24 protein-coding genes are annotated in these 26,286 nt (G+C 55.4%); 6 read left to right on the top strand and 18 right to left on the bottom strand.

What is annotated here, in order from left to right:
* Positions 1-533 precede the first annotated feature (533 nt).
* From AC2FFB_RS16130 to AC2FFB_RS16110, 5 genes are all read right to left on the bottom strand, one after another.
* Positions 534-1,910, bottom strand: coding sequence for an FAD-binding oxidoreductase (locus tag AC2FFB_RS16130; protein ID WP_496875185.1), 1,377 nt, complete (start codon positions 1,908-1,910; stop codon positions 534-536).
* A 158-nt stretch (positions 1,911-2,068) separates the two neighbouring features.
* Entirely contained in the window at positions 2,069-2,326 is a 258-nt protein-coding gene (locus tag AC2FFB_RS16125; protein ID WP_142640326.1) for a DUF4242 domain-containing protein, read from the bottom strand.
* 27 nt (positions 2,327-2,353) lie between these two features.
* Complete coding sequence (locus AC2FFB_RS16120; RefSeq protein WP_496875184.1) at positions 2,354-5,953, bottom strand: adenylate/guanylate cyclase domain-containing protein; 3,600 nt, start codon at positions 5,951-5,953, stop codon at positions 2,354-2,356.
* Positions 5,954-6,380: 427 nt separating this feature from the next.
* Positions 6,381-7,010 (bottom strand): LysE family translocator, encoded by a 630-nt coding sequence (locus tag AC2FFB_RS16115; protein WP_496875183.1) that lies wholly within the window; start codon positions 7,008-7,010, stop codon positions 6,381-6,383.
* 518 nt (positions 7,011-7,528) lie between these two features.
* Complete coding sequence (locus AC2FFB_RS16110; protein ID WP_496875182.1) at positions 7,529-8,425, bottom strand: LysR substrate-binding domain-containing protein; 897 nt, start codon at positions 8,423-8,425, stop codon at positions 7,529-7,531.
* Between the two features lie 103 nt (positions 8,426-8,528).
* Between AC2FFB_RS16110 and AC2FFB_RS16105 the strand changes: the two genes are divergently transcribed.
* On the top strand, positions 8,529-8,753 hold the full coding sequence (locus AC2FFB_RS16105) for a hypothetical protein (protein ID WP_496824370.1): 225 nt from the start codon (positions 8,529-8,531) through the stop codon (positions 8,751-8,753).
* Between the two features lies 1 nt (position 8,754).
* On the opposite strand, the gene AC2FFB_RS16100 is transcribed toward AC2FFB_RS16105, so the two are convergent.
* The 6 genes from AC2FFB_RS16100 to AC2FFB_RS16075 form a co-directional block, all read right to left on the bottom strand.
* Positions 8,755-10,497 (bottom strand): adenylate/guanylate cyclase domain-containing protein, encoded by a 1,743-nt coding sequence (locus AC2FFB_RS16100; RefSeq protein ID WP_496875181.1) that lies wholly within the window; start codon positions 10,495-10,497, stop codon positions 8,755-8,757.
* Between the two features lie 652 nt (positions 10,498-11,149).
* A complete protein-coding gene (locus AC2FFB_RS16095; protein ID WP_496822354.1) occupies positions 11,150-12,256 on the bottom strand; it encodes an S-methyl thiohydantoin desulfurase family protein in 1,107 nt (368 codons plus the stop codon).
* A gap of 29 nt (positions 12,257-12,285) precedes the next feature.
* A complete protein-coding gene (locus tag AC2FFB_RS16090) occupies positions 12,286-13,077 on the bottom strand; it encodes an ABC transporter permease (RefSeq protein WP_496822352.1) in 792 nt (263 codons plus the stop codon).
* On the bottom strand, positions 13,074-13,919 hold the full coding sequence (locus AC2FFB_RS16085) for an ABC transporter permease (RefSeq protein ID WP_496875180.1): 846 nt from the start codon (positions 13,917-13,919) through the stop codon (positions 13,074-13,076). The genes AC2FFB_RS16090 and AC2FFB_RS16085 overlap by 4 nt, the downstream gene beginning before the upstream one ends.
* On the bottom strand, positions 13,916-14,965 hold the full coding sequence (locus tag AC2FFB_RS16080) for an ABC transporter ATP-binding protein (RefSeq protein ID WP_496822349.1): 1,050 nt from the start codon (positions 14,963-14,965) through the stop codon (positions 13,916-13,918). The genes AC2FFB_RS16085 and AC2FFB_RS16080 overlap by 4 nt, the downstream gene beginning before the upstream one ends.
* A gap of 63 nt (positions 14,966-15,028) precedes the next feature.
* Positions 15,029-16,078: an ABC transporter substrate-binding protein gene (locus tag AC2FFB_RS16075; RefSeq protein WP_496822347.1), complete on the bottom strand. Its 1,050-nt coding sequence runs from the start codon at positions 16,076-16,078 to the stop codon at positions 15,029-15,031.
* A gap of 182 nt (positions 16,079-16,260) precedes the next feature.
* Here AC2FFB_RS16075 and AC2FFB_RS16070 point away from each other — a divergent pair, with 182 nt between their 5' ends.
* A complete protein-coding gene (locus tag AC2FFB_RS16070) occupies positions 16,261-17,187 on the top strand; it encodes a LysR family transcriptional regulator (protein WP_496875179.1) in 927 nt (308 codons plus the stop codon).
* Between the two features lie 321 nt (positions 17,188-17,508).
* Here the strand turns inward: AC2FFB_RS16070 and AC2FFB_RS16065 are convergent, their stop codons facing one another.
* The 6 genes from AC2FFB_RS16065 to AC2FFB_RS16040 all read right to left on the bottom strand — a co-directional run bounded on the left by AC2FFB_RS16065 (position 17,509) and on the right by AC2FFB_RS16040 (position 20,979).
* Positions 17,509-17,982, bottom strand: a complete 474-nt coding sequence (locus AC2FFB_RS16065; RefSeq protein ID WP_010443838.1) for a GNAT family N-acetyltransferase — start codon at positions 17,980-17,982, stop codon at positions 17,509-17,511.
* Between the two features lie 76 nt (positions 17,983-18,058).
* Entirely contained in the window at positions 18,059-18,430 is a 372-nt protein-coding gene (locus AC2FFB_RS16060; RefSeq protein ID WP_281973981.1) for a VOC family protein, read from the bottom strand.
* 48 nt (positions 18,431-18,478) lie between these two features.
* Complete coding sequence (locus AC2FFB_RS16055) at positions 18,479-19,135, bottom strand: methyltransferase domain-containing protein (protein ID WP_496875178.1); 657 nt, start codon at positions 19,133-19,135, stop codon at positions 18,479-18,481.
* Positions 19,136-19,185: 50 nt separating this feature from the next.
* A complete protein-coding gene (locus AC2FFB_RS16050) occupies positions 19,186-19,605 on the bottom strand; it encodes a DUF6326 family protein (protein WP_496875177.1) in 420 nt (139 codons plus the stop codon).
* 62 nt (positions 19,606-19,667) lie between these two features.
* Positions 19,668-20,324 (bottom strand): DUF2306 domain-containing protein, encoded by a 657-nt coding sequence (locus AC2FFB_RS16045; RefSeq protein WP_496875176.1) that lies wholly within the window; start codon positions 20,322-20,324, stop codon positions 19,668-19,670.
* Positions 20,325-20,358: 34 nt separating this feature from the next.
* Complete coding sequence (locus AC2FFB_RS16040; protein WP_496867462.1) at positions 20,359-20,979, bottom strand: class I SAM-dependent DNA methyltransferase; 621 nt, start codon at positions 20,977-20,979, stop codon at positions 20,359-20,361.
* Between the two features lie 189 nt (positions 20,980-21,168).
* On the opposite strand from AC2FFB_RS16040, the gene AC2FFB_RS16035 reads away from it, so the two are divergent.
* Together AC2FFB_RS16035 and AC2FFB_RS16030 are read left to right on the top strand one after the other, a co-directional pair.
* Positions 21,169-22,083 carry a LysR family transcriptional regulator gene (locus AC2FFB_RS16035; RefSeq protein ID WP_171329874.1) on the top strand — a complete coding sequence of 305 codons (915 nt, stop codon included), beginning with the start codon at positions 21,169-21,171 and terminating at the stop codon, positions 22,081-22,083.
* Positions 22,084-22,379: 296 nt separating this feature from the next.
* Positions 22,380-22,646, top strand: a complete 267-nt coding sequence (locus tag AC2FFB_RS16030; RefSeq protein WP_142639699.1) for a hypothetical protein — start codon at positions 22,380-22,382, stop codon at positions 22,644-22,646.
* Positions 22,647-22,864: 218 nt separating this feature from the next.
* On the opposite strand, the gene AC2FFB_RS16025 is transcribed toward AC2FFB_RS16030, so the two are convergent.
* Positions 22,865-24,169 carry a tetratricopeptide repeat protein gene (locus AC2FFB_RS16025; RefSeq protein ID WP_496875175.1) on the bottom strand — a complete coding sequence of 435 codons (1,305 nt, stop codon included), beginning with the start codon at positions 24,167-24,169 and terminating at the stop codon, positions 22,865-22,867.
* Between the two features lie 135 nt (positions 24,170-24,304).
* Between AC2FFB_RS16025 and AC2FFB_RS16020 the strand changes: the two genes are divergently transcribed.
* Together AC2FFB_RS16020 and AC2FFB_RS16015 are read left to right on the top strand one after the other, a co-directional pair.
* Positions 24,305-24,583 carry a hypothetical protein gene (locus AC2FFB_RS16020; protein ID WP_496875174.1) on the top strand — a complete coding sequence of 93 codons (279 nt, stop codon included), beginning with the start codon at positions 24,305-24,307 and terminating at the stop codon, positions 24,581-24,583.
* 1 nt (position 24,584) lies between these two features.
* Positions 24,585-26,222 carry a sulfatase-like hydrolase/transferase gene (locus tag AC2FFB_RS16015; RefSeq protein ID WP_142639693.1) on the top strand — a complete coding sequence of 546 codons (1,638 nt, stop codon included), beginning with the start codon at positions 24,585-24,587 and terminating at the stop codon, positions 26,220-26,222.
* The last annotated feature ends 64 nt before the right edge of the window (positions 26,223-26,286 follow it).

The raw sequence follows: 26,286 nt of genomic DNA, 5'->3' as shown, positions 1-26,286 counted from the left end.
GCAAGAAACCACCGTTCGCTAATGTGCCGTATCGATGGGACCACCTAGAAAGTGGTTCATGGGGAGATAGAAAGAGAACGCTTTTCTTTGGCAAACCGCGACTTTCGCCGCTGCCACAATCCGGTCTTTCATACCGAAACCTTCATAGGCAACTTCGTGGGACAACACGGATACTTGCAGCCCCAGTTAATTCGCGTCTGCAGCGAATGCCAGCAATGCGGGCTGCGAATGCAGCACTTCAGCATTTGTCTGAGTGACCGCTTTGGGCCGCTCACACCTGAGCGAGGTCAGGCAGTCGAAAAGATGCCACGATAGCTCCGGCGTTAGCATCGAGCCCAAAGCGGCTAATTGGTCAACAAATCCCTGCCGTCGCAGCGGAACACGGAATTCGCCTGACAGTGGAAAAGACAGTGTCGACATTTTTGACGCGAAAAATATTTGGTGGTCTTAACGCGTAACAGAATACTCGTTGTCAAATATCAAGCATAAGCTCTAAGCGTCCGAATAGATCGGCCTTTCCAAATCGGATGGCCCTACTCAGGCACTATGTTGTGATTAATCCTGAACAGGTTCTTTGGATCATAGCTGCCCTTTATTTTCGAAAGCTTCCCGCTGTTTAGGCCGTATGCACCAGCCATATGATCCGCTTCGTCTTCGGGCATAAAGTTTACATACGCGCTACCGGTCGCATGAGGCCGCATCTGATTATAAAGTCCCCGCGCCCACGCAATGCACTCATCATCCTTGCTCGGGTCTTCCCAACGTGTGTGAACATTCATTATGAAGTGTGCTGATCGTTGCGGATAAGCTGTTGAGTGGGGTTCAATGCGTGCCATTGCGCCACCTACATGCGCAATAAATACTTCGCAAGCAGGGTCGGGAAGGCTGGAAACCGCCTCGAGAAGACCTGTGATTGCTTCCGAGGAAAGCGCTTCGAAATCATGGCTTTTCCAATAATTCCGAGCGCCCGGTGTAAGCAAAGGGTCGAATGCTGCTTGCCAGTCTACAAACTTGTGAGGTGAGATGACATCGGCAATCGGTTCTCCTAGCGCGCGCAAACCCGACAAGGCTTTTTCACCATCGTCTATAGGACCACTGTAGCAAGCTGCAAAAATCAGCACCTCTCTCCCATGCCACTCTTCTGGTAGGAACGGGAGAGGAGGAGCTTTTCGCATCACGCTCCAGACGGTCAGCTCATCGGGTGAATCATCTGCAATGGCTGCGAATTCTGCAAGCAGCTCTGGCGCCTTTTCGATCGGGTGAACGATCAGGCCGGACAGAACATCGGGTCCAAGATCATGCAACTGAAACTCGAATGAGGTCACGACGCCGAAATTGCCGCCTCCACCGCGGATGGCCCAGAAAAGCTCCGGATGGCTTGTGGGCGAGGCGGTGACAATCGTCCCATCTGCCGTCACAACTTCTGCCGACAGAAGATTGTCGATCGTCATTCCGAATTTCCGCGTCGTCCACCCAAAGCCGCCACCAAGAGTCAGGCCAGCGATTCCAGTTGTCGAATTGATGCCGACAGGGACAGCAAGCCCATGAGCCTGAGTTTCGCGATCTACATCGCCAAGCAATGCACCCGGTGCAACCCTAGCAGTCTTGTTGACAGGGTCTACGTGTACCGATTGCATCTGGGACAGATCGAGTAATACCGTCTCGTCTGCAACAGCGTGACCTGCAATTTGATGCCCACCTGATCGGATTGACATTATGAGGCTGGCGTCTCTAACAAAGTTTACAGCTTTCTGTACGTCGCTCGCCCCCATCGCGCGGATCACGAACCCAGGGTGACGTTCGAACATGCTGTTCCATGTTGTTCTTGCGCCTTCATATTCCGGAGTGCCCTGTAAGTAGACGCCGCCGCGAAGCGAGGAATTAAGCGTATCCAAAGCGCCTTGATCCACAGTTGCCTTGTTTCCGTCGAGTGTTTTTATGTCGTACATGCATAGGCCTCCCTGTTTTCAGATCAGGCTTCTTGCGCGGCTGCCTCATATAGTTGTGACTTCCGATGCGTTGTCCCGCAGTTAAATCGCCTCGGATTAGGTTTTAGAACTGCGAATACTCAGGTGAATATTCCGGGATCTATCTGATCCACGGGTGTAATGACATCGGCTGGGATGTTAAGGCGCTCGGCCGCCTTTCTGAGGCTTTCCTCGTCAGGGGCCTCATACAGGCAGTATGTTTTGCGCTTGTCTGCGCTGAGGAACGAGAAAATCCACTCGACCCCGACTTCGTCATTGATCTCTTTGATGTGAATTTTGTCGTCGTCGCTAACGTTCAGCTGCTCGGCAAAATTTCTCTCAATTATGTACCTTGGCATAATGCTCCCCCAAGCATGTAAATGACTTTAAACAGCTACTCCCTCGAGCTTTGACCTAAGGAAAACCATACTCAATTGCTGTGAAATTGCCAACGCTTCCCCTTCTAGTTGAAACGCTAGTTTCAAATCATTCGTTCGGCCCCGTTGCCTTAGCGCGGATGCATACGCGGCCTTGCTGTGCGCAATCCACGGTGGGCACTTCATGCGCGTGTCTATTTCGATGGCCTTATGGAACATCCTCTCAGCGGCGTCCCAGTTTTTTAGCACCGCTGCCAGATTGCCTAGACGTCTTGCTGCCGCCCCGGCGCAAACTGTTGTTGCCCCAGCGGTGATCGTCAGCTCTTCGTATGGGGTCAGCATGTCATAGAGGGTCTCAGCATGTCCCAGATGCTCGACTGCGACACAAATGTCAGCGAGATAAGACAAAGTAGTCGAAAACATAGCATCAAGCGGAAGATCGAAGCCATTCTCTGCCATTTCATTCAGTATGCGTTCAGCTGGTTCCTTGTATCCCAACTCGGCGGCAATAAGGCCAAATCCTGGTTTCCAAGAAATGTCTTCCGGGCTATCCGTCATCAGCTTCTTGATCACCGGTGCAACTTCGTGCAGCCGGTTTTGTTCGCGGCGGATGGTAAACATCTGAACACCGAATACGCCCTCAACATGTTCTCCATGTGTCTGACGACCGATTTTCACCGCTTCGTTGGCATGCATCTCCGCTTGCTCAAAATCGCCATCCATAATTGCAACCATGGCGCGTGCGTGCTTTTGCACCCAGTAGAGTTGCAGATGATTGTCCTTTTCCGAAATCTCCGTCAGCAATTCGAGTGAATGATCCATCAAGTCGCGGTCGGCCATTTCGGCCCCGACAAAAAGACTGAGTGTCCGGTCCCGACCCTGATCAATACTCCCTAGGTTTTCGGCCACTCGATGCATCGCATCAAGATTTTCACGCCAATGACGTACCTCTCTTCCTTTGCGCGCGACGAATGGCGCCCCAAAATGCATCATCATCACCGAGAATTGGGATTTATGGTCCCCTAGTTTCGCGGCCAGTTCCATTGATTGCTGACCATAGCGAGCGCCTTCAGAAAACTGGCCGACAAACATATGTGCCCGTGCAAGTTGGCTCATCAATCTGCACTGCCGTACTTCGTCATCGTCGGGGAGGTCGTTCAGAGCTCTATCACAAAGTTCAATGGCCTCGCCGTGTCTCTTACTCGACATCATACACGAGTCCGCAAAATGGTTCGCAGCATCAGCGGCGAGCGCCACATCGTGTATTCCACGGGCGGCGTCCGAGGCCTCTTTCAAAGCCGCTATCCCCTCTGGCAACTGACCCAGGCTGTCATGGCTGCGACCAATCAGGATTTTGGCTTTGATCGTTTCGACGCCGTTGTCAGATCCAAGATTTTCAGCCGCTTTGAGTGTTTCCCTAGCGTTGACCATCGCCTCTTGGCTGGCGGATCGCGCCAATGCCATTTCGGTTGCCGTCTGCCATTTGTCGAACGCAGCACGCCATTCTTCGGCCTCTGAAAGATGGCGGGCAACCAACTCGGGCCGGCGTTCAATCTCTGCTGACCGCAACTGCATCAAAGCACGGGCCACGTTTGCGTGTTGTTGCCTGCGGGTTGAGCCCAACATGGATTGATAGGCGGTATCCCGAATAAGGGCATGACGGAAAACGAAATACCCTCGATTGTGCCCGCTTTCAAAGATCAAACCCGTTCGAGACAGCTCTTCTATACGAGATTGAATTTCCGCACTGGCAAGACCTATTGCGGAAGCCAGCAAGCTAGGCTCGAACTCCCGTCCAATGACGGCTCCTGTTAACGCTACTTGTTTGGCCTCTGGTGAGACTGCGTCAAGACGTGCCATCAGCGTGCCTTTCAAAGACGAAGGTATGTGGACCTGCCCGTGCTCACCCGCCTCAACAATCGCCCGGGCCAACTCCTCGACGAACAATGGCACGCCGTCCGTCTTTTCAATGATTGTGGCGATTAGCGCATCGTCCGGTGCTTTTCCGGTAACATTGAGAACTAGGTTCGAGACATGGGTCGTATCAAACCGACGCAGCTGGAGCGTATGTACGTGCGCTTCGCCGTCATCATGGGCAAGTTCCCAGCCGGGCCTGTGGGTGATCAAAATCATCAAAGGCAGATCTGCGCAAATTGCTTTGAAGCGATCCAAAAGAGCTTGGGTGGAAGGATCAATCCAATGCGCGTCCTCAACACAAAGAATAACAGGACGCGTGCTTGCGCGCACCTGAACCGTGTGGATTAACGTCTGAATCGTGAGGTCACGTTGCTCCTGCGGTGACATATCGAGAACGCTTCGGGCAAGAGCACTGTTAGGCGCAACCAGCGCGGCAAAGACGGGCAGAACCTTTTCCCATTCCAAGCCCTCTCGGCTTTCCAACATTTTTTTGACAAGGTCGAGAATTTGGTCGTCATCAAAATCTGTCCCCACACCAGCATCCTGAGAAATCCTCTGGGCGACAGGGTGGAACGGGCTACTGATAAGGTAAGGAGAGCAGTTCAGCCTGATAATATCAGCTTCGCTAGTCGCTACAGCATTAGCGAGAAACTCTTCCGCCAATCGCGATTTACCGATCCCTGCTTCACCGGCAAGCAGAACAACCTCTCCCTGACTGTTCTGCGCACGCAGCCATGATTGTAAAAGGATACCTTTTTCGTAGTCGCGACCAATCATGACGCTGCCACTTTCGTCCCTATAAGATGCTCGAAACCGGCTTTCCGCGCTGTGTTCTGATACGACAGTCAAAAGGGTCCGTGGTTCTTTGAAACCTTTCAGCTCGGTTTGTCCAAGAGACCTAAACTCAAATAGCCGATGCAAAGTTTCTTCGGTCTCCTCAGCAGATAATACAACTGAGTTCGGTGCTGCGTGTTCCTGAAGCCGCGCTGCCAGATTGACAATTGGCCCCGTCATGGCTCCTTCTTCGTAGGTGTTTTCACCGATCGTATCGCCAACTACCACGTCGCCACTCGCGATACCTAACCTGGCCGACAAACGCTCACCGTCAGGTGCTTTAAGATCTCTGACCCGCCGAACGGCCTCAAGACCAGCCTTTAAAGCGCGAACTGCATGATCTTCATAGGCTGTAGGCCAGCCAAAAAACACCAGGAGACCGTCGCCCAAATACTTCGAGACGTAGCCGCCATACCTGCTAACTGCACCTGCAACCGCATCCTGGTAACTCTGCAGCAGTTCGCGCATGTCTTCGGGATCAAACCGGTTAGTCAACTCAGTCGAGGCGACGAGATCAGCAAACAAAACTGTTAAGTGACGCCTCTCTGCGATCGCTAATGAAGCAGGCTTCCTTGCGGATAAGGTCACGCCTTGCGATTCATCCGAAATGGGGACCGGGCCGACTTCGTCTGCATCCACGTCTACGGCCTGCGGCGATTGAGACGAGTGCTTTTGACCAGTCAATTCCTGAACCGCTGCCAGGATGATTTTTCGATGGCCCAGACTAACCCCAAGCTCTTTAAGGTCGTCGTTTGACAGTAGTGGCAGTACGCGCGCGTCGATATCATGCTGTGCAAAAGCGTCTGAGTATTGACCCAGTTCGAGATCGTTCAGCCATTTGTCGATTTCAACCGCCATAACGGGATCATGCTTAGATACGGGACGCTAATCAAGAAAACGCTGTAACCACAGGCTGATTTTTGGCGGTCAAACGTCCGCATTGCTTTTCACAGAAATGACACCTACTTATGCAACTTTTTTCAGAATGCAGAGGTTTTTTGCAGGCAGATCTCCCTCAGCGAGCACTTGCTGCGCTGCCGCGATAGGCAGCTTTGTCCGCGATGTGTGCGTTCGGCGAGCCGAGGGTTCGCGCTCGCGGTGAAGGTCGGCAATGCGGGCTGCGACCGCAGCATATTTACCCATTGGCCAAAGGCCGGTATGGGCCGTGAGTGGTGGTCTGAAGACCATCTCCCACTCAGGATCCTGTGCCGCCTCCGATGTCTGGTTCGAGCCCATTTTTCCGAATGCTGCGCGTTGCACGAATGTCAGAAATGCGATCCAGTTACTAACGCTGAGGCTGAAAGTCTTTGCTTGCCAGCAACGCCGCTGCACCGATCATAAGTATGCCGCAAATCTTGTTCACCAAGCCAAAGGAAAAACGCCTTAGTGCGGTTGCCGCGCGGACGCCAAGCCATCCCCAGACCAGCAAAATTGCTCCGTCTACGATCAGGTAAGTGACACCTAAAATCAGAAGCTGGGGCAGCACAGGCAATGCCGGATCGATGAACTGGGGAAAGAGCGCTCCGAAGAAAACGACAGCAAAAGGGTTAGCCAGCGACGTCACAAAACCCTGACGAAACAACCGAAACGATTGGCCAGATTCAGCGGCAGCGACATCGTCTTTTTGGTCCTTTGAGAGAATAAGCTGAACACCAATCCACACCAAATAGGCCACCCCGAGCCATTTGATCCAAATGAACGCGCTCGCTGACGTCGCGATGATTGCAGCAAGTCCGAAAGCTGCACCGGTCATTTGCAAGCTGTTGGCAGTCAGGTCTCCGGCAATGGTGTAGGCGCTCCGCTTCAGCCCATGTCTGACGCTGTTCGATATGATGAGCAGCTGACTGGTGTCCGGCGGTGTCGCGAAGAAAACCGCAACAGCTGCCAGATAGATTAGATACGTTTCCATCGCCATCATAGCATTCCTTCAGTTGCGCTACATCAAGCTAAGGCCTTGAGAGCAAAGTGGTCAAACTCTCATTGCGGCCATTCACACATAGTCCTTGGACGGCGGCTTCGTCCGCAGAATGTGAGTTCAACCCGCATCAGACTTTGCACTTGCAGCGAATGTCGGCAATGCGGGCGCGACCGCAGCATCGGCGGACTATGTTGGATGTCGGGTATGGGCCGTCCTTCAAACCTTACCTTTAAGAATAGCACTGAAATGCCGCGCGCTCACCAATGGCCGCGAAGAGCCCAAAATGCTTAATGCTGCGCAGCTACTGAATGACCGCGTTCGGTCACGGTGCTCAGTCCTCAAACCATCAGAACCAATTGCAGCGAAAGGCCAGACAAGTTTCTGGCCGTTACGCCATGAGTTGTCGGCGGCTTCACTCCGAATTGTAGTAATTCATGCACGGCACAAGAGTCTTCTGCAGTGAGCCAGAAGCCGCAAAGTGTTACATTCTGTTTGGTGCTGCTATCCCAGCACGGCTAATCAACGGGGGGTTCTTCATCAAGTTGCGCCTCCTGTTGCAACCAGTCTTTCACACAACGAACGGCTCGACCCCGTCCTGCGCGTTGGTTCGTGGCGAGGTAATATCCGCCAAAACGAAGTTCTACGTCATTGATACGTTCCAAGGCACCCGTTTCAACCTCAATTTGACAGAGATGCTCATCCATCAGAACTGCACCCAAGCCAGCCACAGCCGATTGAATTGACAGTAGCGCTCCCAGTGGATGAGGAAGTTCAAGCGCGGGAACCTCTTTCAGACCGGATTTCAAGAACCAGTCCGGCCAAAGGCGGAATGTGGCCTCTTCTATCAATGGTCCGGACGCCAGAGACGCAAGGTCGACTTTTGAGCCAGAGATTGGCGCAAAACCTGGGGCAGCAAAAGCTCTGACCCGACACGGAAACAGCAGGTCATATCCATTGTCTTTTTGATTTCGCAGATACCTCAGACCCAGATCGAAATCGTGCGCCTCAATGTCCATGACATCTGTTGTTATCGAAAGACGCAAGTCTATCTCGGGATGCGCCGCTTTCAGTCGTGGGAGCCGCGGCACCAGCCATTTTTGCGCGACAGCACTTTCTGTCGTCATGGTGACGACGCCTTCGGGCGCACGGGTCAATGCTTCGGTAGCGAAGGCAATTTGGTCTAAGGCAGGCGTAATCTGCGCCAAATAAGTTTGCCCATGTTCGGTAAGGGTAACACCAGATTTTTGCGTCCGGAAGAGATGCACATTCAGTCGTTTTTCCAACCCGCGAATGTGGCGGGAAATTGCAGAATGCGAGACGTTCAGCTCTTCCGCTGCCCGGGTAAAGCTGCCCAACCGTCCGGCAGCCTCGAAAGCGCGCAGGGGATTTAACGGAGGTAACAGTCTTGGCATCATATATTGTGACTTTTTGGAACAATAGATGTCAAGAAACTGAGTTTGCAGAATTGCATAATGATCCCGATTTTAGGTTTACGCCTGAAAACAGGAGAGAGCCATGATATACGCAGAACCAAGCGAGTTTACATCACAACAGAAGACCAGGGTTTCCGGCTCGGAACAACCCTTCGCCATCCAGGAAAAGATCAAAGGTATGCTCAGTGCTTTTTGCACAAAACGCAACGATCCTACGCGAATGAGCAGGGTTGAACGAAGAGAATCCGGTCTGTCAGAAACCGCAATCGACTGGCATAATGCGCTGCACGGGCCCTTGATAAAATGAGTCAGGCGGGCAAACCAGCTGTCCGCAGACCCGTCGTCAGGACTTCGAAATCTTCCGGTCGGCGCCACATGCTTTTGAATCCGCGCGCAAGGCACGAGATGTTCTCTTCGGTCACCTCAATGCCCCGGCTACCAAACTCATCTCGACGTTCCGCGATAAAATTCTGCAAGGCTGTCGCCGCCTCCGATTGCCTGCCAAGATGCGCATAGGAGGCGGCCACGAATGCCGCAGCCAAAGAGTTAAGCCGCGCCTCTCCAATCAACAAGCCGAGTGCAGCATCGAAGTTTCGGCAGAAGAATTCGACCTGGCCCATAATCCAGTCAATGGCAGGTGGGTGCAATGGGTCCAACCGCATCGCCTCAGAGACCACTTCTCGTGCCTTTTCATGACGTCCGAGCAATAGAAACCCGTAGCCACACCAAGCCATAGATTCAGCTTCGTTTTCGATCAGAGAAATTGTCTTTTCGAACTGTGTGTCGGCTTCGTCCCAAAGCCTTGCACAGAGATAGGCAAACCCCAACTGGTCTTGAATGTAGGGGTCCCGGTTGTCCAGCGCCGCGCCCTTGCGCGCAATATGCAGCGCGTGGTCAGGAGCGTCCGGGTCAGCCAGTCCCAGCCAGAGGTCAATAACATAGGTGTCAGAGAGGTACATGTACGATCGAGCGATGGACGGATCCAGTGTCACCGCGCGCTCCAGCAAAGCCCGCGCTTTGGCCGTATCTCTGGCATTCAGGCCGTCGCGGAGCGCCTTGCTTCTCAGCATCAGTTCATAGGCCTTCATCTCATCTGCCGGTTTCTGCGCTGAGCGGTCGACGAAGTCATGCTGCACACGGCCTGGGAGGACCGCTACGATGCTGCGGGTGACCTCATCCTGAACGGATAGGATGTCTTCCAATTCGCGGTCAAAGCGTTCCGACCACAACTGCGTCCCACCAGCGGCTTCGGCGAGCTGCACAGAAATCCTAACCCGACTTCCAGCCTTACGAACGCTTCCTTCAACAAGATAGTCGGCGCCCAACGCCTCGGCAATTTCCGCAGGATCCTTGTCTTGTGCTCGGAACCGAAAAGACGCGTTTCTGGAAATGACCTGAAGCGTACGGAAGCGCGACAATCCAGTAATAATGTCTTCCGCGATTCCATCGCTAAAAAACGTCTGCTCGGGGTCGTCGCTCATGCAGTGCAGAGGAAGAACAGCTATAGTCGCCTTGCGTGTTGTTTTTCGCTGCGGCGGTTCGGGTTGAGTTTGTCTTTCTCCCCCAATGCGCCACGCGCGTACCGGCTCTACAACGTTTTTAATAGAGTGCGTTCCAGCGTCTTTCCATATCACCGGGATACGGTTGCCGACCACGCGATAAACAGCGTCGGACACGAGCACACCTCCGGGTGGCGCCAGCTGCTCTAGACGCGACGCAAGGTTAACGCCAGACCCAAAGACATCCCCATCTTGCATGATAATATCGCCAAGATTGATGCCGATCCGGAACTGCATCGGATCTGGTGTTTTTGCCGGTGTCTGTTGCCACTCGACTGCACAGGCCACCGCATCGGCAGCGCTGCTGAAACTTGCCAGAAGACCATCGCCCATGAGTTTGACGATGTGCCCACGGTGACGATCGATTAGCGGAGTTATTGTGCCATCAAAATAGGCGGAAAAAGCGGAAAGAGTGCCAGCTTCGTCCTGTTCCATCCTACTCGTGTAGCCGACCATGTCAGCTGCCAGAATTGCTGCAAGTTGGCGCTCCACACTGTTCCTCCCACCCCTGCATATCGGTAGTAGATCAACATAACCATGCCAAACTGACAAACCGGCATCGTTGGGGCTGGTTCTGCGGTCGCGTCAAGAACAAATCTTTGCGCAGCAGAAACGAAAGCTCACTTTGTTCGAGATCTGTTAGTTCCAGCTGGGCTGAATTTTGCAAATGCAGCGAATGACCGGTATGCGGGCTGCGGCTGCGAAATCCAACGAAGCGCTCAAAGTCGGCTATGGGCCGCTAGTGAAGTGTACAGACAACGTTTTCTTGTGAATGCTGCGCTGCCTCCGAGGTCGGCGGTGAGCCCATAGTGTCGAATGCTGCGGCTTGCACGAACGGTGGCGAAGCTCTGTAGGCGGACATAGCGACTCCTGAGGACGGCCCAGATTAGACGTTCATCTCACGAAAGGGAAAACGTCGGCTATATGCTGCAAAGGTGTAGCAACCGGTTTCTCGTCAATCTCGCAATGCAAGTGGGAAGGCACCCGCCGTCACTGTTCAAGCTGGATGACTGCTCGTAGCAATGAACCTCTTTGGGATATTGCGCAGAGCGCAGATGCCGAGAACCCTGTTTTCGCGTCTCTTATATGCCGTTTGACGACTTCGCGAGCAAATCAAGTTCTAACAAATTCACCAAACTTGTTGCTATGGTTGGGAGACCGTAGGGCGGTAAGGTTCATCCAGGCCAACATAGCCAGGTCCAAATGCCTCCAGTCCCTTTTGCGTTGTGAAGGGTCTCGGAGCAGGTAGTACGACCACGGCAACCTGTTGGCCGGTGAAGTAGTTCGGGTTGGTAACCGGTTCTCCGGATTCGGTGTCGATTAGGCAGATCAAATCGGGAATGGTTGTATGAACTTCACCATTCAGTCTTCCAACCATGTTCTCGTTTTTGAGCCAGATCTTGTAGGTGTCTCCTTCGAACCCACTGTCTCCTAAAATGGAAATGTTTCCATAAGTGAATCCGTCTCTGGTTTCCCAATCACAGTCATCCACGCTGCCGCGGAAGACAACGACGCCCCCCCCGTGATCGGCAATAACCTGAGCTACATTGCCAGCTTGCGCGCGCGTTTCTCTCCAAACCCGGCCCATATTCATGGCCAAAGAAATTGCACCGGGGATGACCGCGTCGCGGATCTCGTGGATTTCAAGGGCGTGGTCGATGGCGGCGATGTCGTTGCGGCTGACCTTGGACAGGGCGCGGACGATATGCTCGGCACGTTCGTCATCCATGACGTTTTCGCAGATGATCGCCTCGCCAAATTCGTTGGCCATGACGATGGGCGCGGCGGGTAGGCCGTTGATATAATAGGTCGAATGGGTGATCTCGGGCACCGCGCGCCCTGCGGGGTCCGCGTCAATGATATAGGCCCCGGCCATGGCGGCGGCATAGAAGGACGTGGCTGTGTTAGACCCACCAAGCTCGCACGAAATGGTGCCATAGAATTCGCGTCCCAGATAGGTCTGGAACCGGTCATAGGCCGCCAGGATCGAGGGGATGCCGGTGCGGGGCAGGCGGGCGTATTTGCGCTCTTCTTCCTCTGGCAAGGCCGAGATCGCGCCCAGCATATAGGGCGTGCAGACCAGCGCGTCTTGTGGAGCCTCATCAAGGCTGACCATGATGAACTCTTTGCCCTTCGACAGCGCGTCGTCGATCATCGCCAGCCCGTCTGACAGCTCGCCGCCGCCGCCGGTGCCAAGGATGGCCGCGCCGTAAAGGATGTCTTCCAGATCCTGTCGGGACAGTTTTTGCATGGCTATATTCCTGTTGAATGGGACGCGCGTCAGTCGCGCGATGCCCCGAGAAGTTTCAGAAGATCGGTGACCATGGACAGGGCCAGCAACACGCCGATGGTCAGCAGCGCAAAGCCCATCGCGGCCGAGGCGACGACCGGCGTATAGCCATAGCGCACGTTGTTGAAGATGCGGATGGGCAGGGTCTCGACCGCGAAGCCGGACACCATATACGAGATCAGATACTCATTGACGCTGATGATGGCGACCAGCGCATAGCCGGTGATGACATAGGGCAGGACCAGCGGGAAAATCACCTTGGCAAAGGTCTGCCACGGGGTCGCGCCCATGGTACGCGAGGCCTCGATCACGTCATCGGACAGGGCGGCAAACCCGCGCGCGATGATGACCAGTGGCAGGGTGACGAAGAACACGCCATGTGAGATCACGGTCGCCTCGGCCCGGCCATACCAGCCCATTTCGGCCCAAAAGACGCTGGCGCCCATGGCGATGATGATCGGGGGCAGCATGAAGGGCCCGACGCCAAGCGCGAAGACCAGCTTGCCGAAGCCCGATTTCAGCCGCCACAGCACATAGTTCGCGGCCAGCGCAATGGATACGGCCAGAAGCCCGGCAAAGGCCGCGATCACCAGCGAATTGCGGATCGGGATCAGCCAGTCTTTCTGGGTCAATAGCTCGGTATACCAACGCGCCGACAGCTCGTTTGGGGGGAAGGAAATGTTGCTTTCCGCACTGATCGAGACGCCAGCGACGATGAGGAACGGCAGGATCAGCCCGATGGCGATGACGGTGACGAAAAGGCGTTTCAGAAGGGTGCTCATGACGGCGTCCCTTTCTTGCGCGAGGCCAGCATGAGGCCCCCGATGATCAGCAAAGTGAAGACCAGCATGATGACCGACAGGGCGGCCCCCAAGGGCATGTTGGCGTCGCCCACGGCCTTGTCTGTGATGATCACGGTCATGTTCCAGTCTTGCGGGCGGCCCAGCATGGTGGGCATGACGAAGACGCCAAGGAAATAGACAAACATTGTCACGACGGATGATAGGATTGCGGGCAGGAAGTTGGGCAGAACCACCTTGGAAAACACGCGGGCGGGCGGGGTGCCAAGGGTCAGAGCGGCCTCTTCAATGCTGCGGTCGCGTTGCGCCATCTGCGGGAAAAACATCAGCGCCACCAGCGAGAAACCCAGCGTGATGAACCCGATCAGCATCGCGCCGAAGCTGGGCGACAGGGACCGCGGGTCGCTCCACAGCCCGACCCAGCCGAGGAATTTAGGGATGCCCGAGTTTTCGGAAAATAGGATCAGCCAAGCGAAACCGATGATCACCTCGCTCAGGCACATGAGCGACAGCAAAAGGATCACCCAAAAGAGCTGCCAGCGGCGGTGCATGTCGACGATGATATACATGGCCGGGAAGGCCAGAAGCACCACGACCACGGCGCCAAGCGACGCCGACCACAGCGAGCGCATCGAGATTGTGTAGTAAAAGGACGTAAAGAACTTGGCGTAATTGTCCCAGACAAAGGCGACCTTGTAAAAGCCCAGCGGGTCACGTTCGTAAAAGCTGACCACCACCATGAAGGCGAGCGGGGCGAGGAAGAACAGCGTCATCATCGCCAGCGGAAAAAGCCCGATCAGATATGGAGCAAGCGCGTGTTTCATGACGGGATGACCCATGCGTGATCGAGGTCGAATTTGATTTCGGCGCGGTCTCTGACTTTGAATTCGGGGGCGCGGTCGGACACCATCGTGTGGATGAATGTCCGGTCCCCGACGCTAAGTTCGGTTTCGATGGATGCGCCAAGGTGGCGGGTGAAATCGACGGTGCCGATCAGGCCGGACCCGCCTTCGGATGCCGTCTGCAAGCGCACATACTCGGGGCGCACGGCGATGGTGTGCTTGCCGGTCAGGCCGCTCAGATCCCCTACGGCGGCGCCCAGATCGACGCCATCCAGCATCACGGGACCGCCCGCCGTAAACTCGGGGCTGAAGATGTTGTTGGTGCCCATGAAGTCGGCCACGAAACGGGTTTGGGGACGCGCGTAGACCTCGGTCGGGGTGCCGGCTTGTTCGATCCGGCCTTCGTTCAGGATCACGATCCGGTCGGCGATCGACATCGCCTCGTTCTGGTCGTGGGTGACGAAGATTGTTGTGACGCCCAGCTTGCGTTGCAGCTTTTTCACCTCGATCTGAAGGTGCTCGCGCAGGCCCGCGTCAAGGGCGCTGAAGGGTTCGTCCATCAGGAACAGGGCGGGCTCGATGGCCAAGGCGCGCGCGATGGCGACACGCTGACGCTGACCGCCAGACAGGGCCGAGACCGGACGATCAAACAGCCCCGTAAGCCCGACAACCTCAAGCAAATCCCGCGCGCGCTCCAGCCGTTTGTCCTTGCCGACGCCGCGAATTTCCAGCCCATAGGCGATGTTTTCACCCACATTCAGGTGGGGAAACAGCGCGAGGCTTTGAAACACCATGCCGACATTGCGCTTGTGGCATTGCACGGCGGACAAGTCGGCATCGTCAAGCAGCATGTCACCCGAGCTTTGTTCCTCGAGCCCTGCGATGATGCGCAGAAGCGTGGTCTTGCCGCAGCCAGAGCCGCCAAGAAGGCAAATGAACTCGCCCGAGGCAATGTCCAGACTGACATCTTCCAGCGCCTGGAAAGTGCCAAAGGATTTCTGGATGTTTTGAAGCAAAAGCTGGGCCATCACGGAACACTTTCATAAGCGCCGGGCCCGTGCAGACGCACAGACCCGGCAGGGAGAGACCGATTACTGCGAGATCATCTCGAGGTATTTGTCGGACAGCCAATCCCCTTCACGCAGGTGGATATGGGTCTGGGTGCGGATCGGGGTGCCTGCGCTGCCGACGGATGCGAACTCTTCGTCCGTCAGGTCCATCGCCTCACGCTTGCCCACAGGAGCGATGCCAAGGTTGCGGGCCATTGCGGCCTGCACATCGGGGCGGATCATGTAGTTGATGAATTTCTCGGCTGCCTCGATGTTTTTGGAATCGCGCGGTACGATCCAATAGGCGTCACCCAAGACGCCGCCTTCTTTCGGGAAGGTCGACACGACCGGCAGACCATCGGCAGCCGACAGCATGGTGACGTCATGGTAATACAGACCGCCCACCAACTCGCCTGCTTCAAGGCTTTGCTGGAACTGACCTTCGTCGCGATACCACAGCTGCACTTGCGGCTTCAGCTCGGCGATTTTGGCGATGACTTGTTCCAGCCCCTCGCGGGTCTCCATGATCTCGTAGCCACCGAAGAAGGTCAGGGCGGTGGCCTCCATCAACCCGCTATTCGCGTTCGAGGTCAGGCCCAGCTTGCCGTCCCAATCGCGGGTCCACAGATCGGCCCACGAGGTCGGGGCGTCAGCCACGGCTTCGGTGTTGGTGACGAAAGTTGTGTACCACGACAGGGCCCCCACGGCGTTCAGATCGCCCGCTTCGCTGGTCTTCGTGAAGCCGTCCAGAAGGGTGGCGGTGTTGGGGATGCTGTCTGCGTTCAGATTGGCCCACAGCCCGATGGACTGGCCGCGCAAAAAGACCTCGTCCGCGACCAGGGACAGGTCGGCGGGGGCGGTTTTGGCTCGGGCGGCGTTCGTCAGTTGGGTCAGCCACGCTTGGTCGGCGGGCTGCGCAATCGAGCGCACGGTGATGCCGGTTTCTTCGGTGAAACCCGGATAGATCACGTCGCGCAGGGTTTCTTCAAAGAACCCGCCCCACGCGCTGACGGTGATTTCTTCGGCCATCACGGCGCTGCCAGTAAAGGCAATCACGCTGGCGGCGAGGGCAATTGGTTTACGCAGGTTCATCTTTCGGGCTCCCGATTGTTGGTCTGTCCGCCACGGGTCGCCCCCGGCGGATCGTTGATTGCTTTAACCTTAGGCAGTCGCCGCCCCCCGAACCATATTGTTCTGGTGATACATGCATAAGCCAATCGACATGCATCCAGTTTTTTGCTTTGCTTTCAGAAAGATCAGCGCCGGGGAAAGACATGAAACTGACCGATATCGACCTGCGTTTGCTGCGCGTCTTCAAAGCCGTCGCCGAGGCTGGGGGCTTTGTCAAAGCGCAGGACGAACTGGGAATCAGCCAGCCAGCGATAAGTTCACATATTGCCAACCTTGAACAGCGACTAAATGTCCGGCTTTGCAACCGGGGCCGACAGGGATTTTCTCTGACACCGGATGGTGAAGAGGTTCTGAACGAAACCAACCAGCTGCTGTCGCATCTGGATTCATATGCCTCGCGTCTCAATGAGATCGGCCGGAAAACCGAACAACTGGTCAGGATCGGGGTTGTCGATTGCCTTGTGACAGACCCAGCCAACCCACTTGCAGAAACGTTGCGTGCTGCAAGTCGAGAGTTTGAAGACCTTCATATCAGAGTTGGCGTTTACGACTATCTTGATTGCCTGACTGAGCTGCGTGCTGGTCGCCTAGATATTGCGATTGTTGGGATTGGAGTTGGCGAGACACTGCCCGGCGACATTGAAGCTCGACATCTCTACGACGAGCCCAGCGGTCTTTTTTGTCACGTGGATCACCCCTGCAACGGAACCAAAAACCCAGGCGCATTGAAGGAAATGCTTCGGCGAAGCAAGATCTCGGCCCATAGCTTCCTGAGCAATCCGATTGATGAAAGCCTAGATATCCGTCTGCTCGAACAAAACTCGGAAATCTCTCAAGGCAACATAGAATCAACGACCTATCTGACCCTCGCGGGGACGCATGTAGGCTTGATCCCCATTCACTACGCTGCAATTTGGGAAAAGAACGGAGGAGAAATTGTCGAGATTGCGCCTGAGACGTATCGGGTTGTGTCGCAAATTCATGCATTACGGTTGAGTTCGCGAACTCACGGCGACGCTGCAAACTGGATTTGCGATAGTCTCTCTTTTGAGGGCAAACAACACAGATAGCCGACGGCGCTGTCAGTGCCGGAGAACACCGATACGCGAAGCGAATCCTGATGCCGGTTGCGGAGCACTTGAGTTGCCTGTCCTTGCTATGTTCCGCGGCTGTCGCATACGAGTACAATGCAGCCGTTCGGGCTGGAAACATCAAGGGCAGCTTTGTCCGCGATGTGTGAGTTCGACGACGCCCGGATTTCGCGCTTGCAGCGAATGACTGCTAAGCGGGCTGCGATTGCAGCAACTTGACCAGTAGGTCAACGGCAGGTCTGGGCCGCGAGTTACAACACACTCTGGAGCTGGCGATGTACCAGAAATCGGACAATGCTGTCACTCTGTCGCAAGTTGAAATTTGAGGAAGGTCGCCCCGTCATAGTCGACTTCGCCAACCCGCCAAGCACCAAGTCTGTCGAGTGCCCGCAGGTTCGTGCGTGACGGTGGTAAAAGGAAGGTCACATACGGGATGCGTTCATCGGAAATTGCAAAGTCGATCGCCTTTCGCGAGATGCGCGGCCCGAGGCCAAACGTGTCGGGCCGCAAGACCAGTCCGAAATCCCACTCGGCTCCTTCTTTTTGAAATCCACCCCAGCCGACATATCGGTCATCGGACAAGAATGCCCAATGTCCAAGTCCGTCACGGTGCCAACACTCTTCCTTTTTGGCGACAAACCGCGCCACTGTCTCGGCATTCCAAGTAAATCTCAGAAGCGGCATATGCTCGGCGACACGAGGGTCGGACATGTGCGCTAAGATTTCGGTTGGGTCGATTTCCGACAATCGGACGAATTTTATTTCAGATCTCATTGCGGCGTCTTTCGATGTGCTCGTCTCTCATCGTCCGCTGGACGCGATATTTCAACAGCCAACTCTTTGCCTGCTGTCACGCTGGGACATACGCATTCAGTTTGTTGCCATCCAGATCCCGGAAATACCCTCCGTAGAAACCATGATCTCCGCGTGTGCCGGGGGGTCCCTCATCTGTTCCGCCAAGTTCGAGGCACTTGGCGTGAAGCGTATCGACGGCTTTTCTGTTGGTCATTTTCAAAGCGACCATCACCCCGTTTCCAACGCTTGCCGGTGCCCCATTGAATGGACAAGCAAGGCATAACGCAGGCTCGGCCCTTGAGCGGCCCCATGCGGCCATATCGCCGTGTTTCCAAAGACGGTTTGCGCCCACGCTCGAAAACAAGGCGTCGTAGAATTTCAGCGCGGCCTCGAAGTTGTTGGTTCCGAGGGTAACATATCCGATCATGCTTGATCTCCGTAATTCTGTGGTCGTCATTTTCAACTCTAAGCCCGGCTACAAAGACCCCTGGGTTGCTGCGCCAGACCGCCTAGCAAGCAGGGTCGAGGCGGGACCATGGCTCGGAATTGCCCGCACTTCAAAATTTTCGAAACGCTCGATTGCCTGCATCAATCGGGAGCGGGACATAAATCGGCCGGTCCCGCGAAACAAAAGCGCCTGGCGCATGAGGCTGCCGGCAAGACCACGGGCAGGCTCATCCGCGCAGAACGCGAGACAAAGCGCGCCGCCGGCTCGAACAACCCTGCAAAGCTCACTCAAAGCCAGATGGGGATCGGGGACGGTTTCCAAAGCCCAAGCACACGTCACAAGATCGAAGGTGCCATCCTCGAACGGCAGGGACTCTAACCGTCCTTGTATCTTTGGCACAGGAATGTCGTCGCATTGTGCAAGCATCGCCGCAGAAGGGTCGAGAAGGGTCATCATATTCGGCGGCATACCCTCGGCAATCAATCTACGTGCCAGGTTGCCGGTGCCGCAGCCAGCATCCAAAAACATCGAATTCGGCGTCGCAAGTGCACGCACCAGACCTTCCAGGGCGGCCTGCGCCTCGCCGCCTGCATGACGCAGCCAGCGATGATGAAGTATGTCGTAGCGAGGTGCGAGCTTGTCATAAAGATCAACCGCATCGTCTAAAGGCGTTTCTTCCAACATCTATTTGGTCCTATTATTCATTCATCGTGTCCGCGGTGCGCGCACGTTTTTTACGAAGAACTTGCGTCGGATTGCGGCGCGGTGTGTTCGTGCTCAGGCCACGTCCATACGGTCCAGAGAATTGCGATTAGAGCCACGATCTCGATGGCGAGGTGGAAGGTGTCATCCATGTCGGTGGGGGCCGAGGAAAGGAGCGTACCGGTTGTGACGATCGCTGCAAGAAAGGTGACAGGGCGACCAATCCTGCGGGTTAGCAGCAGCGAAAAGAGCACCATCGCAATCGGCACTTGGACGAGGAAACCGCCCAGAAGCATCAGCCCTTCGGCGATCTCGATGCCGTTGTAATGGCCTGTCAGCGGCATCTCGATATGGGACGCGAGGACAAACTGGTGAATGTCGCGAAAGATGATGTTGAGCAGTGTGAACAGCCACAGGGCCGACAGAAGAATATGGGAATCGAGCCGTCTCATTTTGGTGCCTTCTTTCTGTGTTTCTGGAGTTTGCCGGTGTCAGGCCGGGAGCACGGTCGGGTTCAGATCACGGCACCGGATGTGCGCGCCGCAAAGGCGCGGCGGATAAGGAGTTCCGCAATCGCAAGGTTGATGGCCCACGCCCCAACCATCAGGAGGTCTCGCGAAAACCCCTGCAGTTCGGTGTCAAAGAGGGCCATTGCGACCAGAAAGAGCGCGGTCTGCGTTGAGGCCCCTTGGCCGATGGCATAGGCGCGCAGCATCGCGGCTCGGTGCGCGGCGACGTTTCGCGACCGGATCGCGACGATGGCCCATGCGATGAGGGTGACCATCGCGAGGCCGAGCGTGACCCTTGCCCCGTAAAGTACTGGTCCCTGCAGGGCGTCGGAAAATGCGTAGGACACGGTCATCCAGAGCCCGGTTAGTGCGCTGATGCATCCCGCTGCCGCCACAATCCGCCCGAGGGTCCTGTGCAGGGCCGGGCGGTAGCGCCTCAGGCTCGGCAGGAATTGCACAGCCCCCACAAGGCAGAAAACTGAACTGCCGAGGATATGCAATGTGATCGGGAGGGGCTCGATCACCGCACGCGGGTTCGGCGGTATGATCGCCGGAGCGCCGAAAAGTTCCGGAATCCGGACCAGCCCGACGACTGCCGGAATGAAAGAGTAGAGGAACACGAGGGCAAGGAACGCCCATTCGCGACGGCTGATAAAGTACATGCTTCAGTCTCTCAGAATGAGGTGTCGGTCTGCCTCAGGCGGGCTTGCGGGCAACGATAAAGGGGCTCAGTCGGTTCTTTCCGAAGTACCGCGTCTGCTCGATTTCGAACCCGGCCCGGATCAGGTGCCGGGTCAATTCAGCGCGACTCAAGATGATCACATTAGGCGCGATCCGCACGGCCATGAGCAAACGAACCATGGCTCGCATCCAGCGCGGCGCGTCCTTCAGGCAAACCGTCTTTGATATGAAGTGACCGCCGGGCTTCATTTGGTGGAATGCTGAATCCAGCACGGTGGGTATGTCATCCACCAGATGAAGCAGGCTGAACGCGCAAATGACCTCGAACGGTTGGCCAGGAATGTATTGCGCCGCCTCCGCCTGAAGAAATTCTGGTTTTCCCGCGGCATCGCCACCTGATCGTGACCGGGCGATCCGGATCATCTCGGCAGAGAGGTCGGTTGCGGTCACATGAGCGACGACAGGCGCGATCTTCCTGGCCGTGCCGCCTGTGCCGCAGCCGATTTCAAGAACGCGATCGGTCGATCGAAGAAGCGCAGTGACGCATTCCAGCTTTTCTTCGTAGGCGGTGACATCGGCAATAGGCTTCTTGGCGTACTTGGGCGCATGCCGGTCCCAGAAGGCTTGGGCAGTCATGTCGGTTTCCTTTGCGCGTTGCACTTCAGGTTTGAAGCAGCGCGGATGCGCCAGTCGTAAGAAACTGCGGAATGCATTGTGTCGCTTTCGATTGCAGAGACCGGGCCGATCTCGTTTCGCAGCCGGTATCATCCATGCGCTCATAAAAGGTCGATTGCTTAAATTCGTCCACCTGCTATACGCTCATGAATGAACTGGCAGGCCGTTTCCTTCGATTGGAACCAGGTACGCGCCTTCCTCGCGACAGCGGAGGAAGGCTCGTTCAGCGGCGCGGCGCGCGTGCTGAAGACAACACAGCCGACGATAGGACGGCAGATCGGTGCGTTGGAGGAGGCACTTGGCGTCACGTTGGTAGAACGCAGCGTCCGTGGTCTTACCTTGACGGAAGCAGGGCGCGACCTGATTGATCACATGCGCACGATGGGCGAGGCTGCGACTCTCATCTCGATGGTGGCCGACGGTAAATCTCAGGATGTCACCGGAGAGGTCACGGTCACGGGAACGGACCTCTTGTCAGCAGCGATCCTGCCGGGCGTGCTCAAGCCGTTGAGACAGATGGCGCCGGGCATCCGCGTCCGCATTCTCGCGTCGAGTGAGATGCAGAATTTGACGCAGCGCGAGGCAGACATCGCGATACGCCACGTCCGCCCAGATCAGCCGGACCTGATCGCACGGCACTTGGGCGACTTTCGCGCCACTCTCTATGCCGCGACCGACTATCTCGATCGTGCAAGCCGCCCACGGACACCGCGCGATGTGGCTGCACTCGATTTCGTCGGCAATGCCGACCCCGAGAGGCTAATGGCCCCACTGCACAACATGGGCGTGCCCGTTCGCGCAGAGAGCTTCGTGATGTCGAGCGAGAGCGGTGTCGTCGCATGGGAATTGGTGAAAGCGGGCTACGGCGTCTCTATGCAGCCCGAAACGTTGGGCGAGGCTGAATCTGGCATAGAGAAGGTCTTGCCGGATTTCCCTTCGCTTGAGTTTCCAATCTGGCTGGTCACCCATCGGGAGTTACAGACCAGCCGTCGTATCCGGATCGTATTCGACCTGCTGGCCCGGGGTCTGTCAGACGTTGCGAAGCGCCGAAGTGGTGGCGATTAACAGGTGCAAAAGCGCCGAACCCGGAGCAAGTAAGGTCGCGTGGCAATAGTTGAAGCTGCGCTTGCACGAGTTCGTTTTGTCCGATGAGTGTACGTTAATGTTGGAAATGCTGCGCAATCGATCAACTTCCGCTTTGGGGAAGCTGCATCGCAGCGACGTCTGTCGCTATAGAGGGCAGCTTTGGGCCGTTCTGCCACGATGCTAGTTCTGCGAAACTGGCAGATGCCGCGCCGCATCTGAGGTCGGCTCTGAGCCCAAAGTCACGAATGCTGAGCTTTGCGCATCGGACAGCTCCCATGTCTACGACCCCGGAACTCACCGCCTATATTGCGGCAGGCGGGCAGTTGAGCGGCATCTGCGGAAATATAGATGGCGACAGCGCACCAGTGACCGTTGATTGCGAAGCTTGCCGCATCAGCAACACGTCCGTTCTGATTCAAGACAGTTGTCCACGCTTCGTACAGACCACAGCAACGCAAACTTTCGAATTTATCGCCAAGCGCGTTGCCGAGCGCAATGATCTCGATCCCGCGCGTTTGACCCGCGACCTGCCTCACGCCTGATTTCATTACCTTCTATTGAAATCAAAGATGCCCGTATCCCGCTGGATGCGGCGCGATTGTGCTTGGAGGCCACTAAATGACTATTACCGATACACCTGCGCTGTCCGAGGGCGGCGCAAACAAACTCTACTTCGCGGCATGGCGCTGGCATTTTTACGCTGGTCTTTATGTCATTCCAATCTAAGCAAATTGATTGTGACACATCCTACTGCGTAGAATCAGGGCCTGACGGTTCCTGACCAACCCGCAGCCTTCATTGCACTGATCAGCTCTTGAACTGGCTGCGGGTCTACAAACACTCGAGCCTTCAGTGCTTCGAGAGGGAAGCTTGGCCAAGTGTCCGAAAATACTTTTGCAAGCCGCTGTGCCTCTGCTTGTTCTCCGTTCCTCCAGTGGGCTGCCATAAAGTAAGCTGCGGAAATTGGTCCGAACGGCCCACCACGCGATATTGTTTCATCAAACGTCCTGATTGCGGCAGCATAGTCTCCCGTATGGAACTGAGCCGCACCCAATGCATTGTCAAATACAAGTCCCCCTCCTTGTGAGGCCAGGACTCTATATCGCGCTGATTGAGACAAAACTCGTTCAAAATCAGATGTATAAAGGGAAATCAAGGCATCGAATTCAGCAACATGTGAATCATCGGGTGCCAAACCTACGGCCCGTTGGGATAATCGAACTGCGCTATCGTAATTGCCCACCCCAAATTCAAACCAGGCTCGCGCTGAAAGCGGCCATGCTGCATCCGGAGCCAATTCCAAAGCATAAGCACTATTCTTGTCGGCCGCGTGCAAAAACTCATCAGAACCGGGATCGCCAGATTTCATGATGGCGAACATGGTTTCGACCTGAGAAGCGCCAGCATACCCCCCGTAATAAAACGGATCTCGTTCAGTTGCTGTTTGAAATATCAACAACGCTGGTTGAAGGCCTGCCAAATCTGTAACCGGAAAAATCAGATCCCGGCCTGCGTTGCTTAGGTTCATTGCTTCGACGCGGGCTGGCGACACGTCGTAGATCGCAGCTTTGCCAGTTATTGGAGCAACAGATTGCGAACCGCGGCCGATCAGAACACCGACTAGAATACCGGCTACTAGAAGTGAAAGCGAGATAACGGCTGCGTAAGCCTGCCGCCTTCCGCGTAATGGTTGGCTGCGTCGATTGGAGCCTGGCAAAAACTCGGGTGCGTAACTCCCGACAGGCAATGAGATTACCAATTCGTCAGCAATCCCCTTACTTTCATAATAAGCTTGGAGTTTTCGCCGAACACGTCCCGCATCCACGCGTACGACGCCTTCGCGTTTCAATAGCTCATCCGCGTCGTATCCATAAACATCCATCGCAATGGTTTTGGCGCGTATCTGTTCGGAACGACCCTCGAGCGATTCCATCACAACATAAGACAGAAAAGACCGCATGCGGGCGGACCCTTTGAATTCATCTGACTTCTGAACCCTATCCAACGCATCGCGCACCTGCTCGGCCGAGAACTGTTGAATGTCATTCTGTTCCTGATCGTCCATGCTGACGGTCAAAGAACTATCCTTTCGCAATAAGGGTTTGTCGCCATGGTGCTACGGTAGCATGCGGCTTTATACGTTCAATACATTTTCTGTTGGGTGCATGCTTGGCAAACGAATGCCTGAAGGGCGCTGCCAATGACGGATGATGAGTTCTTTGAATCCCAATTTCCCGAAGCGGGTCGCCTGCTGCGGGACCTGCGGGCAAAAGACCAAGAGTTTGATCGAATTTGCCGCGACTACAAAGAGGTCTTCGCCGAACTGGCGGTGCCGCCAAGGTCGCAGTCTGTTCTTCAGATGCGCTATCTCGCCGATCTGGCAGAAAGCCTTTCGGACCTGCGCAGCAGTATTGACGGACGGCTGCAGGCGCATCGCCTTGATTCGGAATCGGTACGGAACAAAGATTTGGAGGTTTGACATGAGACTTAGATACATTTTGCCTGCGTTGTTGATTGGTGCCGGCTCCGCGCTTGCTCAGGAAACCCCGATTGTTCATGACGGCGAGTTCGAATTCCTTCGCGCGCAGTTTGGTGAGGCATGGGATGCGCAAGACGTTGAAGTCGACGCAAAGCTGACCGAAATTCGTGCGGCCAATGGCGGCAAGCCTCCTAATTTCCTCTACATCTTGATCGATGATGTAAGCTTTGGTCAGATGGGTGACCGCAAGATGAATTACGTCATGGGGATCGAGACACCCAGCATCAATCAGTTGGCTACCGAAGGCATGTCGCTGATGCGCATGTATACCGAACCCTCTTGTACTCCCACACGTACCGCCATGCTGACAGGGCGCCACCCGATACGCGCCGGTGTCGAAGAGGTCAAAGTGGCTTTGGTCGGAGAAGGTCTTCCGACCAGCGAAGTGACACTGCCGGAGATACTGAAACAAGTCGGCTACAATACGGCGCATATCGGCAAATGGCACCAAGGTGACATTGAGCAATCGTACCCACACAATCAAGGATTCGATTGGGCCGCATTTCCACTACACCAGCAAGTGCAGCTGAGCCTCATGATCCCCGAGGCAATGAGGTCCAACGCCATGCTCGGTTACGTGCCCGAGGGGCAGAACAATCAGTTCCTGCTGGATGAGCGCTTCAAGCCATATGGTCTTGTCACCGGTGTCGAGGCCGAAGCCGGTGGGCCCGCCCTGGAAGTAGACATGTCAGCCGGTGAGGTTTGGACGCAGGCCAAATATGAAGAGATGAACGAACGATATCAACGGCAGGCGCTGGAGCAACTCGAACGTGTAGCCTCCGAGGATGCGCCGTTCTTCTTGCAATACTGGCCGCTGTACCCGTTGAACTTCGTCTACCCGGATCAGGCAATTTCACGAAATGGCGGGTTTCATGCTGACAAGCTGCAACTGCTTGATGGATGGATTGGAGATCTCTTGGCCAAGCTTGAAGAAACCGGCACGGCGGACAACACAATTGTTGTTCTGATGGCAGATAATGGTCTGATGTATCATTATGAAGGCTCATCCGGCCTGAACCAACTAATCTATCGCGGAGGCAAAACTCAGCATCTTGAAGGCGGAGTAAGAACCGATGCGTTCATTCGCTGGCCCGGTGTGATCGAACCCAACACTGCAGCTGGCGACATCGTTCATGTTTCAGATATCTTCACCACAATGGCGCGAATTGCCGGAGCCACCGCCTTTATCCCAAGGGACCGAGTGATAGACGGCATTGACCAGACGGCGTTACTGTTGAACGGCGAGGGGAACGGTCGGCGCGACTATGTCTATGTCTACGAAGGTCCTGTCTTGCGCTCGGTCGTTAAACAAGAATTCAAGATGCACCTTCCTGCCCCTGGTCAACCCGGGGCGGCTGCTCCAACCTATAACATCTATCGGGACCCTCGTGAGGAACACCCGTTGGTTGGCTACTCGCTTTGGGCCGGTGCATCTTTTCAGGATATGATAAAGCGCCACCAGAAGATGATCGCCAAATATCCACATTCAGAGATCGGCAAAGGCACCCCCTATGAGGGCATCGAAAACCTGCGTCCGGAAACTGAACTGACCCGTGATGTTTTCATGAGCTGGCAGTGACGTCGCAAATTTAAGTAAATATTTGAATATAACGATGTTACAAGTGGTTAACGCATCTAAGATC

The organism is Ruegeria sp. YTSA219, assembly GCF_059609985.1.
Note: the sequence above shows the minus strand (reverse complement) of the source record. Positions and strands in the feature narration are given on the sequence as shown.